Origin of the sequence: Thauera sp. (assembly GCF_034003485.1) — a bacterium.
Classification (GTDB): Bacteria; Pseudomonadota; Gammaproteobacteria; order Burkholderiales; family Rhodocyclaceae; genus Thauera.
This window is the reverse complement of sequence record NZ_JAVEYL010000003.1, coordinates 65,379-80,461: the sequence shown is the minus strand read 5'-3', so window position 1 is coordinate 80,461 and position 15,083 is coordinate 65,379. Positions and strand designations below refer to the sequence as shown.

Here is a 15,083-nt window from a genome sequence, read left to right as displayed (position 1 = left end):
CGAGCCGGGAACGCGGCCGTGCAGGATCTCGCCCGCCATCACAGCGTCTTCTTCCTGATCCTGCGGCGCCTGCGTGCGCCGCTGATCCTGCTGATCACGCTGTTTGCCATCTCGGTCCTCGGACTCACGCTGGCGCCCGGGCCCGAGGTGGACGGCCGGACGAGCTACCTGAGTTTCTTCCACGCCTTCTACTTCATCAGCTACACCGCCACCACGATCGGGTTCGGGGAGATCCCCTACACCTTCTCGGACCAGCAGCGGCTGTGGGTGATCTTCAGCATCTATCTCTCGGTGATCGGCTGGGCCTACACGCTCGGCTCGATCTTCAGCCTGCTGTCGGACCGCAGCCTGCGCCAGGCGATCGCGATGCAGGGCTTCGTGCGCGCCGTGCGGCGCCTGAGCGAACCGTTCTATCTGGTGTGCGGCTACGGCGAGACCGGCCGCCTGATCTGTCAGGCGCTGGACCGGATGGGCCTGCGTGCCGTGGTGGTGGAAGTGGACGAGAGCAAGGTCGGCGAGCTCGACCTGCACGCCTACGCGGCCGATGTGCCGGCGCTGTGCGCCGACGCCGGTAACCCGGAAACGCTCAAGTTCGCCGGCCTGACGCATTCAAGCTGCATCGGCGTGATCGCGCTGACCAACGACGACCCCACCAACCTCGCGATCGCGATCAGCGCCCGCCTGCTCGCACCGCGGGTGCCCGCGCTGTGCCGAGCCGAGCACGACGCCACCGCCGACAACATGGCCTCGTTCGGCACGCGCCACATCATCAACCCCTTCGAGCGCTTCAGTGAGACGCTTGCGCTCTCGCTGCACGCGCCCAAGGCCTCGCAACTGATGGGCTGGCTGACCGGAGTGCCCGGCACCGAGGTCGAGCAGCGCCGCGACCCGCCGCGCGGAAACTGGATCGTGTGCGGCCACGGCCGCTTCGGGCGACTCATGGTGAGTGCGATGGACTCCGAGGCTTTGCCCGTGACCATCATCGACCTCGAGCCCAAGCCCGACGGCATCCATCGCTGGATTCAGGGCGACGGCACCGGCGCCAACGCGCTGCATCAGGCAGGGGTGGAGAACGCGACCGGCATCGTGTGCGGCACCAGCTCGGACACCGACAACCTGTCGATCGCCGTGACCGCACGCGAGCTCAACAAGGAACTGTTCGTGATCGTGCGCCAGAACCACGAATCTAACCGTGCCCTGTTCGATGCCTACGACGCCGACATCACCGTGGTGCCGAGCCGGGTGATCGCACACGAGTGCATTGCGATATTGAGCACACCCTTGCTGGTGCCCTTCCTCGACGAGGTGCGCGCCCGCGACGAGGCCTGGTGCGGCACCCAACTCGAACGCCTGACCGGCCGCCTCGGGTGGACGGTGCCCGAGATCCGCAGCGAACGCATCAACGTCAGTCGCGCGCCTGCCCTATACCGGCGCCTGATGCACGGCGAAACGATCACGCTCGACACCTTGCTGCGCTCACCGTCCAACCGCGACCGCATGCTCGAGTGCGAGGTGCTTTTCCTCGACCGCGACGACGACGACCACCTGCTGATGCCCGCCGGCGACAGCCGGATCCGCGCCGGTGACGAGCTGCTGCTGGCCGGCACGCGCGCGGCGCTCAACGACATCGGGCTCATCATCGCCAACGAACACACGCTGGCCTACATCCTCACCGGCGAAGACCTGCCCGGGGGCTGGATCTGGGAGCGGATGGCGCGCCGCAAGCAGGCGCCGGTGCGCGCACGGATTCCCTGAAGCGGAACGGCCCTTCGGCTACTCGGCCGCAACCAGCTCGATCTCTTCCCCGGCGAAGCGGACCCGCTGCCCGGGCCGCAGCTTTGCCCGCTTGCGGCTTTCGACGGCACCATCCACCCGTACCTGCCCCTGCTCGACAGCGGCATGTGCCGCACCGCCCGAGTCCACCAGACCCGCTGCCTTGAGCAACTGATCGAGCTGGATGTAATCACCCCGCACTGCAAACTGGACTGCCATATCGTTCCCCGTTGTGTGTCTTTGGCGGCGGTTTCTCTTTCCCGACGCATCTCGCTGGGCCCACGCCCCGTGTCAGAATGGCGGCATTCTCGCCCGCCCTCTCCAGCATGACCAGCACGCCCACCCGCCACCGCTCCCCGTTCGACGATCCGGCAATCGAAAGCCTTCTCGACCGCGCCGACGACGTCATCCGCCGCGCCCTGCACCGCGGCGCGCTGCAGCCGATCCGCACCGAGCAATGCTGGCTGGCCGATGGCACCTTCCGCTTCTCGGTGCGCTGGGTGTCGTCGCTCGCGCTCAAGGATCGCGCCCGCGTCGATACCGTCATCCACCGCAAGCCCGACTTCAACCCCTTCCTCCCACCGGAGGCCGATCTGACGGTGGCGGAGCTGGGTGACGCGCATCTGGTGGTGTTGAACAAGTTTCCGGTCATCGATCGCCACCTGCTGATCGTGACGCGCCAGTTCGAGGATCAGCACACCCCGCTCTCGCGCACCGACTTCGACGCCCTGGCGGCGGTGATTGCGGCGCATGGCGGACTCGGCTTCTACAACGGCGGCCGGACGGCCGGTGCGAGTCAGGCCCACAAGCACCTGCAGTGGGTGCCGGAAAGCGCGGCCACGCTCGATGCCTTCATTCCGGCAGATCTTCCGGCACAAGCACCGGCGGCCGGCGCAAGAGCCTTTGCCAATCCTGCCCTGCCGTGGGCGCACGCCTTTGTCCGCCTGGCCAGCGGCGAGCGCTCCGACACCGAGCTCGACGGCGCAACGCTGGCCGCCGCGTTCCGCATTGCCTGCGCCGCGCTCGGATTGCCCTGCGCAGCTGATCCGATGCCACCCTACAACCTGCTGGTGACCCGCGAGGCCTTGCTGCTGGTCCCGCGCGTGCACGAGAAGTGGCAGGACGTATCGGTCAATTCGCTGGGCTACGCCGGATCGCTCTTCGTGCGCGACCGCGAGCAGATCGAGCGCCTGCGCGCCTGTGGCCCGCTCGCGGTACTGGCCGCGGTGGGACGCGCGCCGGGCTGACGCACGATCCCCCTTACAGCGCAGGCAAACCGTGGCGGCTGCGAGCCCGGTTGCAGGCATCGTCACCGATACCAAGCGCGGCATACGGCGCGAAGTCGCGACAGGGCGAGGGGCGGCTGGCGTACAGGCCGCAGCGCACCGACACCCCGATCTCGCCTTCGAGCGCCACGCACCGCGGCGACGCCTCGTCGGTTCCGCGCATGCGCACGAGGGTCGCCGTCACCGGTACGGTCAGCGCGTCGGGCACGCCCCCCGGCGTGCGACTGGCGAGTTCGGAATGGTGAAAATCCACCCGGAACGCTGCACAGCAAGCGCCGCAGCGCGTGCAGTGATCCTCACGCATCCGTGTCGCCGGCCTCGGCACCGCAGCACTTCTTGTACTTCTTGCCGCTGCCGCAGGGGCACGGGTCGTTGCGCCCGGGGGTGGGTGCGCCCGGCTTGCGCGGCGGCGCGGTGGACAGCGCCGCCGCGGCAGGCAGCCCGAGGTCGCGCCAGTGCGAGAAGATGTCGTTGGCCGCCTCGCCAACCGCCGCCAGCCAGCCGAGGCGGGTTTCGTCGTCGGCCTTGGCGGCGTCATCCTCGCCCCAGGGCGTGAGCACCTCATCCAGCGTCTCGCGCACCGCTTCGACAGCCTCGTCGTCGAGGCCCTCTTCCCAGCCTTCGGGCCACAGGTCCAGGCCCTGCGCAAAACCGTCGATCCAGGCTTCGCCGAGCTTGAGCCCGTCGCCATCGGCAATCGCGAAGCAGAACGGCTCCCAGCACGCCTCGTCGTCGTCGTCGAGCCCCAGCGTGGCCAGCAGCTCGTTGTGATACGCCTTGACCAGGCGGATGGCGCGCTGCAGTCCGGTACCCGAACCAAAGCCGACCTCGTCACCGTGCGCCGACCACACGCCCGGCATCCAGCGCTCGGCGGCAATCGGGCGCGGTGAAATGAGCACGCCGGCGAGATAGCCGTCGAGCATCTCGAGATCCATGCAGTCCTCGGGGACGACGTCCGAAGTCAGGATCTCCTCGAGTGCCTCGAAGTCCTCGTCGCTCATCAGCGTCGTGGCGGGCAGTTCGATCTCGGCGGCAGCGCCAGGGACATCATCAGGAGTGGAGTCGGGGGCGTTGTTCATGGCAATCTCCTTTTATCGGCGCCAAGGGTGGCCCAAGGCGCCATGGCGGGCAAGTCAATTCTTCGTGAGGGCCGCGGCGGCAGACAGATCGACGCCGAGCCGGTAAAGGGTCTGGCCCGAATCGCGATACTTGCGCTCGAAGGGCGTCAGCGGCACCTCGGCCGAGAATGCCTCCCAGACGACCGGCTGCCCGATCGCCACCTCCAGTGCAATCGCAAACTCTTCGATGTAGACACGCCAGTTGCTGCGACATTCCAGCACGCCACCAAGGCGCGCAATCCACGGGAACGCCGGGTGCGCATGCCAGCGCCGACCGAGATGACCGATCTTCGGCCACGGGTTCGGATACAGCAGGTAGTGCCGTGCCAGGCGCAAGCCCGCCTCATCCAGCAGACGCCAGAAATCGACGAGGTCGGCGCGCACGAACACCATGTTCCCGGGCAGCAGCGCATCGGGATACGGCTTGCGGCGCTTGAGCCGATCCTCGGACTGATCGACGCCGATCACCCAGTGCCCGGGATACTGGCGCGCGATCTGGATCGTGCTGTGTCCCACGCCGCAGCCAGCGTCGAGAATCAGCGGCGCCTTGCCGTCCCAGCCTGCCAGCGCCGCCTGCAGCGCGGCACGGTTGTACTCGGCGAAGGGTTTGCGAAACGGTTCGGCGAGATGCTTGCGCACGCGCTCGATCAGGGCCTCATGCACGCCTTGCTGCGCGCTTTGCGGGATACGGGAATTGGCGTAACTCAATTGGCGTGACTCATCGTATTTCAGATCCTTGTCGGCGACGGCGAGGCCTACCCACTCGCTCCATGCCGCGCCAGCACCTGGTCCACTTCGGCCAGCGAGCGCAGGCCACGGATCTCGGCAAACAGCAGGCGTGCACCGGTGTAATTGCGCGCGAGCAGATGCAGCCACTGCTTGATGCGGCCCGGGGCATGGCGCGCCTCCACCTTGAGCCGTACACGATCGCGGAACTCACCGAGCAGCGGCAGCAGGGCTTGCCATTCGGCAGCGCGTTCGTCGGCATCGGGCTCGGCCAGATGCCCGGCGCGGATGCGGCGGGCGAGGAAGGGGTCGGCCACCGCCCCGCGCCCGAGCATCACGTCGGCGACACCCGAGACCGCGCGGCAGCGTGTCCAGTCGGCCGCGGTCCACACCTCACCGTTGGCCACCACCGGCACGGCCACCGCCTCGGCCACCCTGGCCACCCACTCCCAGTGCGCCGGCGGCCGGTAGCCATCGAGCTTGGTGCGCGCATGCACCACCAGCAGGCTCGCCCCGCCATCGGTCAGGGCTTGCGCACACTCGGCCGCGCGGCCGGGATCGCTGACGCCGAGGCGCATCTTTGCGCTCAGTTGCAGCCCTGGCGGAAGCACGTCGGCAACCGCGCGTGCGATGCGAACGAGCAACTCCGGCTCGTCGAGCAGCACGGCGCCGCCGCGATGGCGATTGACCGTGGGCGCCGGGCAGCCGAAGTTCAGGTCGATGCCTGCCGGACCGAGCCGAGCGAGACGGGCTGCGTTGGCCGCCATGCACTCGGGGTCGGAACCGAGCAGCTGCACGCGCACGGGCGTGCCGCCGGGCGTGAAGCTGTCGCGATCGAGTTCGGACGCGATGCGACGGAAGAACCGATCCGGCAACAGCGTCCCCGACACGCGCGCAAACTCGCTGACCGCATAGTCATAGCCACCCGGCCGCGTGAGCACCGCGCGCAGGACGTCATCGAGCAAGCCTTCCATCGGCGCAAGCAGCAGGCGCACCCTTTCCTCCACCGCCAGCGCGGTTCCTTTCCATACCGGGCCGCGATTGTACTGCGAGCGGCCTGCCGACCCCGCGGTTTCAACCCAATTCCCTTGCAAGGCGCAACGTAGTGCAGGATAATCCTGCGCTTTACTACTCAGGGCGGTCACATCCGCCGCCCGCAAGATTCCAGGAAGACACTATGAGAGCGGACATCCATCCGAAGTACAACGAAGTGAGCGTGACCTGCTCCTGCGGCAACACCTTCACCACGCGCTCCACCCTCGGCAAGCCCCAGTACCACGTCGAAGTGTGCTCGGCCTGCCACCCGTTCTATACCGGCAAGCAGAAGATCGTCGACACCGCCGGCCGTGTCGAGCGCTTCCGCCAGAAGTACGGCAGCGTCCAGCGCGCCAGCTAAGTACACGGGGGCCTGGAAGACAGGCCCTGCGGTACAGGTCCCGGGCCCCAGGGGCGCAAGACAGCGCGCCCGCGGTCAAGCCCCTCGGGGATAGCCCCCTGAGCGGACCTCCCGACAAGAAGGCAGCCCAGGCTGCCTTTTTTGTTGTCCGCAGCCCTCATCGGCTGCATCGCACTTGGCCTGCGCTACCGGTCCGCCGCAAAATGCCCCCCATGACTCGCGACCCCGTCACCCCCACCCTGTTCCAGCGCCGTATTTACGGCACGGTCGGCCTGGCTGTGCTCGTCGCGCTCTATCTGCTTGTCGGGCTGACCGTGCACGACCCGTGGCGCGGGGACGACGCGCGCTATTTCGGTCCCGTCCTGGCGACGCTGCGCGGCGAATCCTGGCTGTTCCCGATGCTGGCAGGCGAGCCGCTCGCCGACTATCCGCCGCTGTATTTCTGGACGGCATCGGCCTTCGCCTGGATGGGCAGCAACTTTCTCCCCGCGCATGGTGCCGCACGCCTGGCAAGTGCGTTCTTCGTCGCCCTTGCGGTGTATTTCGTCGCCCGCGCCACCGAAACCCTGCATGGCCGGTCGGTGCGCACGCCGGGCGCGTTGCTCGCCCTAGGCGCGCTCGGCCTGGTGCTGCACGCGCACGAAACCCAGCCCCTGCTCGCCGTGTTCGCAATGTTGGCGCTGGTCGTGAACGGCCTGGCCGAGCTTCCGCAACGCCCACTCGCGGGCAGTCTCAAGGCTGGTATCGGCAGCGCGCTGGCGTTTCTTGGCGGTGGTTTTTCGGGCCTGCTCGTCACCGCGCCGCTGCTGCCGCTCGTCCTCCTGTTCACCCGCGAGTGCCGCACGCCGCGCGCAAGCGGTGCCTTGCTGATCGGCCTGTGTCTTGCGCTCACGCTCGCGGCCGCCTGGCCGATCGCGCTGCAGCTGACCCAGCCCGAACTGCTCACGCTGTGGCTGCGTGCCGAGTGGCTGCGGCTGACCGGCCCGGCGCTCCAGGTCCGCGAGCTCGTCGACCTGCTCGAACTGGCCGGCTGGTTCCTGTGGCCCTTGTGGCCGCTCGTGCTCTGGGCCTTGTGGCGAGGTCGCCGCAGGCTCGCCACCCTGCCTCTCATGTTGCCGCTGCTGAGCCTCATGCTGGTGTTGCTGTGGCTGGTAACGAGCGGAGATTCGTCGCAGGCACGCATGCTCCTGCTGATTCCGGCTGGCGCCCTGCTCGCGGCCAGCGGTGTATCCACGCTGCGGCGCGGCGCCGCGAGCGCCTTCGACTGGTTCGCGCTGATGAGCCTTGCGGCTTTCGGTGTACTGGTCTGGCTGGCATGGACGGCGCAGGCAGTTGGCTGGCCACCCGGGCTGGCGCGTCACGCCGCGCGCAACGCGCCCGACTTCGTGCTCCCTGACGGCGGCTTCCAGCTCGGCGCGGGTATTGCGATCAGCGCATTGTGGATCCTGCTGGTCGCACGCCTGCCGCGCTCTCCGTCACGCGCGCCCGCAAACTGGACCATCGGGCTGGTGATGCTGTGGTGCCTGGCCGTGGTGTTGCTGATGCCCTGGTTCGACCATGGCCGCAGCTATCGGGCGGTCGTTCAGTCGCTGGACATCGCCGTGCGCGGCGAACGCACCGAACGCCCCAACGCCTGCATCGCCACCACCGGCCTGCCCGACGCGATGCGCAGCTCGATGGACTACTTCGCCGCGCTGCGCACCCAGCGCATCACCGACGGCGCGACGCCCTGCCCACTGCTGCTCGTCCATACCGAGCGCCTGCGCAGCTTCGGCGAGTTCGCACCCGAATGGGAAACGGTGTGGGAATTCCGCCGCGGCGCAGGCAAGCGCCAGGAAACCTTCCGGCTGCTGCGCCGCGCAACGCCCTGATCAGCGCCGCTTCTTGGTACCACTTCCCGCACAGCCCCTCACTCGAGGCGCAGGAAATGGTCGCGGTAGTGGCGCAGTTCGCCGATCGACTCGTGGATGTCGGCCAGTGCGGTGTGGCTGTCGCTCTTCTTCACCCCGGCGTACACCTCCGGACGCCAGCGGCGCGCGAGTTCCTTGACCGTGGATACATCCAGATTGCGGTAATGGAACCAGTTCTCCAGCGACGGCATCCAGCGCGCGAGGAAGCGGCGGTCCTGGCACACCGAGTTGCCGCACATCGGCGACGTGCGCGCCGGCACCCACTGCTGCAGGAAGGCCAGCGCCTGCGCCTCGGCCTCGGCCTCGGACACCTTGGAGGCGCGCACGCGATCGATCAGGCCGGATTTGCCATGCGTGGTACGGTTCCACTCGTCCATCGCGTCGAGCACGCTGTCGGGCTGGTGCACGGTGATCACCGGGGCTTCGACGATGGTTTCCAGCGCCTCATTGGTAAGCACGAGCGCAATCTCGATGATGCGATCGCGGTCGGGTTCGAGGCCGGTCATCTCCATGTCCAGCCATATCAGCGTCTTCGGGTCCTGTGCCATAATCCATCCGCCTTTTTCGGGCACCTTGGTGCGAAACAATCAAGGGCGCGATTGTGTCACAGTTCCTGTCCGCCCCGGTTCTGCGGCGCGTTCAGCCAGGCTGCCCCGGCTGAACGCATCCCGACCAGGCGGCAGACGACCCTGTGAAGAGCCTGCTTCAGGACTCGCCGGCCTTTCTCATCCTCGCCACCGGAACCGCCATGAACGCCTTTGCCCTTGTTTTCGTCGGCCTGTTGCTGGCCGGTATGGCCGCCAAGCTGGCCCTGATGCGACGCCACGTGCACCACGTCCAGGCTCACCGGGACACCGTACCCGAAGCCTTCGCAACCTCGATCCCCTTGTCGTCCCACCAGCGCGCTGCGGACTACACCACCGCCCGCGCCGGCCTCTCGGCGCGCCAGACCATCGCCAGCGCCGTCTTCCTGCTGGTGATGACGCTCGGCGGCGGGCTGCAGTCGGTGCACGACGCCTGGTCGGCCGTGCTCGCACCGGGCGGGCTCGCCCACGGCGTCGCCCTGCTCGCCACGCTCGGCGTGCTCGGCTGGGTGCTGGAACTGCCCTTCGTCCTCACCCGCACCTTCGTCATCGAGAAGAAGTTCGGCTTCAACCGCATGACGCCGCGCCTGTTCGTCACCGACACCGCGCGCGAAGCCGTGCTCGCCGCCCTGATCGGACTGCCGCTGCTCGCCGTGGTGTTGTGGATCACGAGTTCGATGGGCGAGCTGTGGTGGCTGTGGGTGTGGGCGTTCTGGCTCGGCTTCAACGTGCTGGTGATGCTGGTGTGGCCCACCTTCATAGCGCCGCTGTTCAACAAGTTCACGCCGCTGGCCGACGCCGCGCTGAAGGCCCGCGTCGAAGCCTTGCTCGCGCGCTGCGGCTTCCAGTCCAAGGGCCTGTTCGTCATGGACGGCTCGCGCCGCTCGGCCCATGGCAACGCCTACTTCACCGGCTTCGGCGCCGCCAAGCGCATCGTGTTCTTCGACACCCTGCTCGACAAGCTCAGTGCCGACGAGGTGGAGGCGGTGCTCGCCCACGAGCTCGGGCATTTCCGCCATCGCCACATCTTCAAGCGCCTGGCCGTGCTCGCCCCGGGCAGCCTGGGCATGCTCGCCCTGCTCGGCTGGCTGATGCAGCAGCCGTGGTTCTTCTCGAGTCTGGGCATGACGGCCACCGACATCGCGAGCGCGCTGGCGCTGTTCATGCTGATCCTGCCGGTGTTCACCTTCCCGCTCGCGCCCTTCTTCAGCCACTGGTCGCGCGTGCATGAGTACGAAGCCGACGCCTATGCCGCCAGCCAGACACGCGCTGCCGACCTGGTCGCTGCGCTGGTCAAGCTCTATCGCGACAATGCCTCGACGCTCACACCGGATCCGCTGTACTCGCGCTTCTTCGACTCGCACCCGCCGGCGGCGCTACGCGTCGCGCGGCTGCAGACCCTGCAGCAGTGACACCCCCACAACAGAGAGAGAGGAGACAGACATGAGAACGCGCATTTCCACCGCCGCCACCGCCGCTACCGCCACCCTCCTGCTGGCGCTGCCGCTGGCCGCCCAGGCCGACCCCTTCCCCAACGCCGACCACGCCGCCGGCAAGGACATGCACGCCCGCCTGTGCGTGGAATGCCACGAGCGCAAGTACGGCGGCGAGGACGGCTCGGCCATCTACCTCCGTCCCGATCGGCGCGTGACCACGCCGAGCGCCCTGTCGCAACAACTGACCGCGTGCACGACGATGCTCAACCTCGACCTCTTCCCGGAAGACGAGCATCACCTCGCCGGCTACCTGAACAAGCTCTACTACAAGTTCGAGTGAAAAAAAGCGCCCACCCCGTCAAGCCTACCGAGGCACGCCTGAAGGGCGTCATCGTCGCCGCCTTCGGCCGCCATTACGAAGTCAACACCGCCGCCGGCCGCCTGCAATGCTACCCGCGCGGCAAGCGGAGCAGCTACGCCTGCGGCGACGAGGTCGAGATCGTGCGCGGCGGCGACGGCCAGGGCGTCATCGAGAAGCTGACGCCACGCCGCAACCTGCTGTGGCGCTCCGACGCCTTCCGCGAAAAGCTGATCGCCGCCAACCTCAGCCACATCGTCATCGTCGTCGCCACCGAACCCGGCTTCTCCGACCTGCTGGTGTCGCGCTGCATCGCCGCCGCCGAAAGCCAGGACATCACGCCGCTGATCGTGCTCAACAAGGCCGACCTCGAAGAGCGCCTGCCCGGCGCGCGCGCGCAGCTCGCGCCTTTCCGCAAGCTGGGCTACGAAGTGATCGAGGTCTCCGCCCTGCACGGCGCCGACGGCCTGCGCGCACGCCTGAGCGAGTTGCACGCGATCTTCGTCGGCCAGTCGGGTATGGGTAAATCGACCCTGACCAACGCCCTGATCCCGGAAGCCAACGCGGCCACGCGCGAGATATCGGACGCGCTGGACTCGGGCAAGCACACGACCACCTTCGCGCGGCTCTACCCCCTGACACCGGGGGGCGAGAGCGCAGAAGCAGCCGAAACCAACGCAGCCGATCCCACCTCCGGTGGCTGGCTGATCGACAGCCCCGGCCTGCAGGTCTTCGGCCTGGCACACCTGACACCAGACAGCCTCGCCGAGGCCTTCATCGAGTTCCGCCCCTTTCTCGGCAAGTGCCGCTTCCGCGACTGCCGCCACGACAGCGAGCCGGGTTGCGCGCTGCTGGGCGCGGTGGCGTCGGGGCAGATTCACCCGCGGCGCTGGGAGCATTTCCGCAACATCCGCAGCGAGATCGCCGCGGCGAGAAAGCTCAATCCGGGCTGGTGAGTCCCCAGCGCCAGCGAGCCGACAGGGCAAGAACGATCGCGCTCAGCGCGCGAGCAGAAAGTCGCGCACCACGGCGATCTGGGCCGGGTCCATCAGCATCGGCGCGTGGCCCACGCCGGCGAACTCCACCGTCCGCGCGTGCGGACCGCGCGCCGCCATGGCGCTCAGCGTTGCCGGCTCGAGCAGGTCGGAGTCGGCGCCACGCAGGGCCAGGGTCGGACAGCGGACCGCCTCGTACACCGGCCACAGGTCGATGTCTTCCAGGATGGGCGCCGCCCGGAAAACGTCGCCTAGCCCCGGGTCGTACACCATCGCGAACCCGCCCTCCTCCCCCTCCAGCGGGCACACCGAATACGTTGTCAGATGACGCCACTGCGCGTCGGTGAGCGCACCGAAGGGCGCACCGACCTCGCGAATCCACGCCTCCGCCGCCGCCAGGTCCGGAAACTCGGGGGCCCTGCCGACATACTGCGCGATGCGCTGCAGCGAGGCCGAGGTGATGACCGGCCCCACATCGTTGAGCACGAGGCGGGTGATCGGGGTGCGTGGCTGGCTCGCCAGCACCATGCCGATGATCCCGCCCATCGATGTGCCCACCCAATGCACCTCATCCACATTCAGGCGCGCGATCAGGGTGACCATGTCGTTCACGTACACCGGAAAGCCGTAGTCGGCCTTCACGTCCAGCCAGTCACTACGCCCACGGCCGACCACGTCGGGGCAGACCACGCGGTACTCGTCGGCCAGCGCGCGCGCCAGGTCGTCGAAGTCGCGTCCGTTGCGGGTCAGGCCATGCACGCAGACGAGCACCCGCGGGTTGTCGGGGTCGCCCCATTCCGTATAGGCCATGCGGTGCAGCCCATGCGGGCCCATGCACTGCACCGAAGCCTCGCGCATGGCAGGGACTGGCGACGGGGATGAGTGGAGCAGATGCTGCAGCGCGGACTGGAGGGACATGGTCTGGGCGATCCGTGAACCGAGGCTATCGAAGGCCTTGAGTCTAGCCCGAAGCGGCCGTGGCGGCGCAAACCTTGTTCAGCGCGGTCCGCACGTCGCAGCGCTCAGCGTCCATGCCAGTAGCGCGGCGTCCGCTCACGTTCGGCAAACACCGTCACCCCCTCGTCGGCATCGGCCGCAAACACCATGCCGATGGCTCCTTGTGCATCGGTACGCCAGTTGCGCGCACCGGCTGCCGCCCAGCGCGCCCACACCTGCGGATGCGGATGACCGAATGCGTTGCGGTAGCCCGCCGAATGCACCACGTGCGCCGGCAGCGTCGCGTCCACAAAGCCCTGCGATGAAGAAGAGCGGCTGCCGTGGTGAGCGCTGACGACGACCTCGCTGCGCAATGCGCTCGTATGCGCACGCGCGAGCAGAGCGGCTTCCGCCGCGACCCCGATGTCGCCTGTCAGCAGCAAGGCCCCCGACGGCCCCGACACCCTGAGCACACAGGACGCATCGTTGTCGTGGTTGCGCCCGGAAAGCAGCTCGGCAACGGGGTGCAGCACTTCGAAGCGCACGCCATCCCATATCCACGGTGCTGCACCCGCGCAAGAACGCAGCGCCGTGGCCTGCAGCCACGGCTCGTCACCGCCCGGCGCGCCGGCTGCGGCCTCGGGCTGCCCGGCCAGCACGTCACCGACCGGCAGGCCGCCGATCACGCTGGCCGCCCCACCCACGTGATCGACGTCACCGTGGGACAGCACGAGGCGGTCGATCGCGCGCGTGCCCGCTCCACGCAGGTAAGGCAGGATCACCCGACTGCCAGCGTCCGCCTCGCTGCCATAGGGCGGCCCGGCGTCAAAGAGCAGGTCGTGACCGCGCGTGCGCACATGCACGGCCAGGCCCTGCCCCACATCGAGCACCTGCACCTCGAAGCCCCCCTCCAAAGGTCGCGCAGGCTGCCAGACCAGCAAGCCGCCAAGCAGCACAGGCGCAGCAAGCCGCCCCGGCGTGGCGCGCGGCAGCAGCAGCACGGCCACCGCCACCAGCCCGCCGGCGAGCAACCACGGCGGTGGCGTCGCCTGCTCCCACAGCGCCTGGTCCCATGCGGCCAGCCCGTTCAGCGCCGCCATCATCAAGCCCGCGGCGACATCCGCGGGCACGAGCAACAAGGCATTCGGCCACGGCAGCGCGAGCAGCACCAGCGGCGTGATCACGAAGCTCACCACCGGAATCGCCACCAGGTTCGCGACCGGCGACAGCAACGGAAAGGACTGGAACTGAGCCAGCAGCAAGGGGATCAGCGCCACGCTGATCGCAAGCTGGACGCGCACCGCGCCCCGCCATCCCGTTCGCGCGCGAACCCGCCCGCCGACACAGGCAAGGATGATCGCGACCGCGCCGAAGGACAGCCAGAACCCCGCCGACAGCACCGCCCACGGATCGGCCACCAGCACGACCAGCAGCGCAATCGCCAGCACGCGCGAGGGCGCCACCGTTCGCCCGGTAAACAGCACCCACACCGCCACGGCGAGCATGAGCCAGGCGCGCAGCACCGGAATGCCGAGCCCCGCCAGCAGGGCGTAGGCACTCGCCCCTGCCAGCGCCGCCAGCGCGCCGGCCTTTTGCGCCGGCACGCGCAGCGCCAGGGTTGGCACCCGACGCCACACCATCGCCACCGCGCCGCCGCAGAACAGGCCGACGAGCGCGACGTGCAGCCCGGAGATGGACACCAGATGCCCGACGCCGGTGCGCCGGAACACCTCCCAGTCCTGAGCTGGGATGCCGCCCTGATCACCCACGGCGAGGGCCACCATCAGGCCACCGTGATCGCCGCCGGGCATGGCGGCAAGCAGACGCTCGCGCACCGCGGCGCGGACTCGGTGCACCTGCTGCATCGGGCCGCCGACGCCATCATCGACACGGATCGCAGGGTCGCGCACATAACCGGTGGCGCGGATGCCGCGCTCGAGCAGCCAGGCCTCGTAGTCGAACCCGCCCGGATTGACGAAGCCGTGCGGGCGCCGCAAGCGCACGCCAAAAGACCAGCGCTCGCCGGGCTGTGGCATCACCGGCAGTGTGCCGTCCTCGCCCCTGCGCTCGCGCCAGCTCAGCAGCACCCGGCGCGGCACGCCGTCCTGACCCGCATCCGGCTCGAAGACGAAGCGCCAGCCCTGATCGAGCGCCTGCGGCAGGCCGGCGATGCGCCCCTGAATCACGCGATCGGCGCCTTCCAGATCACCGCGCAGCTCGTCCGCCAGCCGCAATTCGGCCCGCCACGCGGACCAGGCGACACCTGCCGCGGCCGCGATCGCCACCGTCAGCACGGCGCACGCCACTCGAGCTTGAAATGGAAGGCGCGCAGCCCCCCGCAGCAGCGCGATGCGCAGCACGAGCGCCGCACCGAGGCCCAGCATGCCGGCCGCCGCCCAGCCGTCGAGGGCAGCACGCGTCTGGACCACACAGACCCCGATCAGGAAGGCGAGTGCAAACATTCTCATGGCATAGCATGATGCCAATCGCAAACCCTTTAGGCCAGCCCGCGCGCCAGATCCGCCTCCGATGGCAAAGCTCCCGGTCGCGGATACAAAGCGCAAC

The 15,083-nt window shown here is 68.6% G+C and carries 15 protein-coding genes; 7 read left to right on the top strand and 8 right to left on the bottom strand.

Translation table 11 applies throughout. From position 1 onward, the window contains the following. Window positions 1–18: 18 nt before the first annotated feature. Window positions 19–1,755 carry a potassium channel family protein gene (locus RBT54_RS02530; RefSeq protein WP_320363780.1) on the top strand — a complete coding sequence of 579 codons (1,737 nt, stop codon included), beginning with the start codon at window positions 19–21 and terminating at the stop codon, window positions 1,753–1,755. A gap of 18 nt (window positions 1,756–1,773) precedes the next feature. Here the strand turns inward: RBT54_RS02530 and RBT54_RS02525 are convergent, their stop codons facing one another. Continuing rightward, the gene (locus RBT54_RS02525; protein ID WP_320363777.1) at window positions 1,774–1,992 is read right to left on the bottom strand and encodes an RNA-binding S4 domain-containing protein; all 219 of its coding nucleotides are present in this window, start codon (window positions 1,990–1,992) and stop codon (window positions 1,774–1,776) included. Between the two features lie 107 nt (window positions 1,993–2,099). On the opposite strand from RBT54_RS02525, the gene RBT54_RS02520 reads away from it, so the two are divergent. Next, a complete protein-coding gene (locus RBT54_RS02520; RefSeq protein WP_320363775.1) occupies window positions 2,100–3,020 on the top strand; it encodes an ATP adenylyltransferase family protein in 921 nt (306 codons plus the stop codon). 13 nt (window positions 3,021–3,033) lie between these two features. Here RBT54_RS02520 and RBT54_RS02515 read toward each other — a convergent pair whose 3' ends face one another. From RBT54_RS02515 to RBT54_RS02500, 4 genes are read right to left on the bottom strand one after another with little or no spacing between them, the layout of a single operon-like run. Further along, the gene (locus RBT54_RS02515) at window positions 3,034–3,363 is read right to left on the bottom strand and encodes a YkgJ family cysteine cluster protein (protein ID WP_320363773.1); all 330 of its coding nucleotides are present in this window, start codon (window positions 3,361–3,363) and stop codon (window positions 3,034–3,036) included. Then, window positions 3,356–4,138, bottom strand: coding sequence for a UPF0149 family protein (locus tag RBT54_RS02510; RefSeq protein WP_320363771.1), 783 nt, complete (start codon window positions 4,136–4,138; stop codon window positions 3,356–3,358). The genes RBT54_RS02515 and RBT54_RS02510 overlap by 8 nt, the downstream gene beginning before the upstream one ends. Window positions 4,139–4,192: 54 nt before the next feature. Beyond that, window positions 4,193–4,885, bottom strand: coding sequence for a tRNA (guanine(46)-N(7))-methyltransferase TrmB (gene trmB, locus RBT54_RS02505; protein ID WP_320363769.1), 693 nt, complete (start codon window positions 4,883–4,885; stop codon window positions 4,193–4,195). A gap of 47 nt (window positions 4,886–4,932) precedes the next feature. Continuing rightward, window positions 4,933–5,898, bottom strand: coding sequence for a tRNA dihydrouridine synthase (locus RBT54_RS02500; protein WP_320363767.1), 966 nt, complete (start codon window positions 5,896–5,898; stop codon window positions 4,933–4,935). A 182-nt stretch (window positions 5,899–6,080) separates the two neighbouring features. On the opposite strand from RBT54_RS02500, the gene rpmE reads away from it, so the two are divergent. Together rpmE and RBT54_RS02490 are read left to right on the top strand one after the other, a co-directional pair. After that, the gene (gene rpmE, locus RBT54_RS02495) at window positions 6,081–6,299 is read left to right on the top strand and encodes a 50S ribosomal protein L31 (protein ID WP_320363765.1); all 219 of its coding nucleotides are present in this window, start codon (window positions 6,081–6,083) and stop codon (window positions 6,297–6,299) included. A gap of 212 nt (window positions 6,300–6,511) precedes the next feature. Beyond that, window positions 6,512–8,170, top strand: coding sequence for a hypothetical protein (locus tag RBT54_RS02490; RefSeq protein ID WP_320363763.1), 1,659 nt, complete (start codon window positions 6,512–6,514; stop codon window positions 8,168–8,170). A gap of 38 nt (window positions 8,171–8,208) precedes the next feature. Here RBT54_RS02490 and orn read toward each other — a convergent pair whose 3' ends face one another. Next, window positions 8,209–8,757, bottom strand: coding sequence for an oligoribonuclease (gene orn / locus RBT54_RS02485; protein ID WP_320363761.1), 549 nt, complete (start codon window positions 8,755–8,757; stop codon window positions 8,209–8,211). Window positions 8,758–8,957: 200 nt separating this feature from the next. On the opposite strand from orn, the gene RBT54_RS02480 reads away from it, so the two are divergent. The 3 genes from RBT54_RS02480 to rsgA are packed head-to-tail and all read left to right on the top strand — an operon-like array spanning window position 8,958 to window position 11,543. Continuing rightward, window positions 8,958–10,205 carry a M48 family metallopeptidase gene (locus RBT54_RS02480; protein ID WP_320363946.1) on the top strand — a complete coding sequence of 416 codons (1,248 nt, stop codon included), beginning with the start codon at window positions 8,958–8,960 and terminating at the stop codon, window positions 10,203–10,205. Window positions 10,206–10,236: 31 nt separating this feature from the next. Continuing rightward, a complete protein-coding gene (locus RBT54_RS02475) occupies window positions 10,237–10,569 on the top strand; it encodes a cytochrome c (protein ID WP_320363759.1) in 333 nt (110 codons plus the stop codon). A gap of 38 nt (window positions 10,570–10,607) precedes the next feature. Further along, a complete protein-coding gene (rsgA, locus tag RBT54_RS02470; protein WP_320363944.1) occupies window positions 10,608–11,543 on the top strand; it encodes a ribosome small subunit-dependent GTPase A in 936 nt (311 codons plus the stop codon). Window positions 11,544–11,585: 42 nt separating this feature from the next. Here the strand turns inward: rsgA and RBT54_RS02465 are convergent, their stop codons facing one another. Together RBT54_RS02465 and RBT54_RS02460 are read right to left on the bottom strand one after the other, a co-directional pair. After that, a complete protein-coding gene (locus tag RBT54_RS02465; protein WP_320363942.1) occupies window positions 11,586–12,440 on the bottom strand; it encodes an alpha/beta hydrolase in 855 nt (284 codons plus the stop codon). A 164-nt stretch (window positions 12,441–12,604) separates the two neighbouring features. Next, a complete protein-coding gene (locus RBT54_RS02460) occupies window positions 12,605–14,986 on the bottom strand; it encodes a DNA internalization-related competence protein ComEC/Rec2 (RefSeq protein ID WP_320363757.1) in 2,382 nt (793 codons plus the stop codon). Window positions 14,987–15,083: the final 97 nt, after the last annotated feature.

What these genes read in the sequence shown, in the direction of transcription:
- RBT54_RS02525 (WP_320363777.1), bottom strand. Translation starts at nt 1,992, where the DNA reads ATGGCAGTCCAGTTTGCAGTGCGGGGTGATTACATCCAGCTCGATCAG.
- RBT54_RS02520 (WP_320363775.1), top strand. Translation starts at nt 2,100, where the DNA reads ATGACCAGCACGCCCACCCGCCACCGCTCCCCGTTCGACGATCCGGCA.
- RBT54_RS02515 (WP_320363773.1), bottom strand. Translation starts at nt 3,363, where the DNA reads ATGCGTGAGGATCACTGCACGCGCTGCGGCGCTTGCTGTGCAGCGTTC.
- RBT54_RS02510 (WP_320363771.1), bottom strand. Translation starts at nt 4,138, where the DNA reads ATGAACAACGCCCCCGACTCCACTCCTGATGATGTCCCTGGCGCTGCC.
- rpmE (WP_320363765.1), top strand. Translation starts at nt 6,081, where the DNA reads ATGAGAGCGGACATCCATCCGAAGTACAACGAAGTGAGCGTGACCTGC.
- RBT54_RS02490 (WP_320363763.1), top strand. Translation starts at nt 6,512, where the DNA reads ATGACTCGCGACCCCGTCACCCCCACCCTGTTCCAGCGCCGTATTTAC.
- orn (WP_320363761.1), bottom strand. Translation starts at nt 8,757, where the DNA reads ATGGCACAGGACCCGAAGACGCTGATATGGCTGGACATGGAGATGACC.
- RBT54_RS02480 (WP_320363946.1), top strand. Translation starts at nt 8,958, where the DNA reads ATGAACGCCTTTGCCCTTGTTTTCGTCGGCCTGTTGCTGGCCGGTATG.
- RBT54_RS02475 (WP_320363759.1), top strand. Translation starts at nt 10,237, where the DNA reads ATGAGAACGCGCATTTCCACCGCCGCCACCGCCGCTACCGCCACCCTC.
- RBT54_RS02465 (WP_320363942.1), bottom strand. Translation starts at nt 12,440, where the DNA reads ATGCGCGAGGCTTCGGTGCAGTGCATGGGCCCGCATGGGCTGCACCGC.
- RBT54_RS02460 (WP_320363757.1), bottom strand. Translation starts at nt 14,986, where the DNA reads ATGAGAATGTTTGCACTCGCCTTCCTGATCGGGGTCTGTGTGGTCCAG.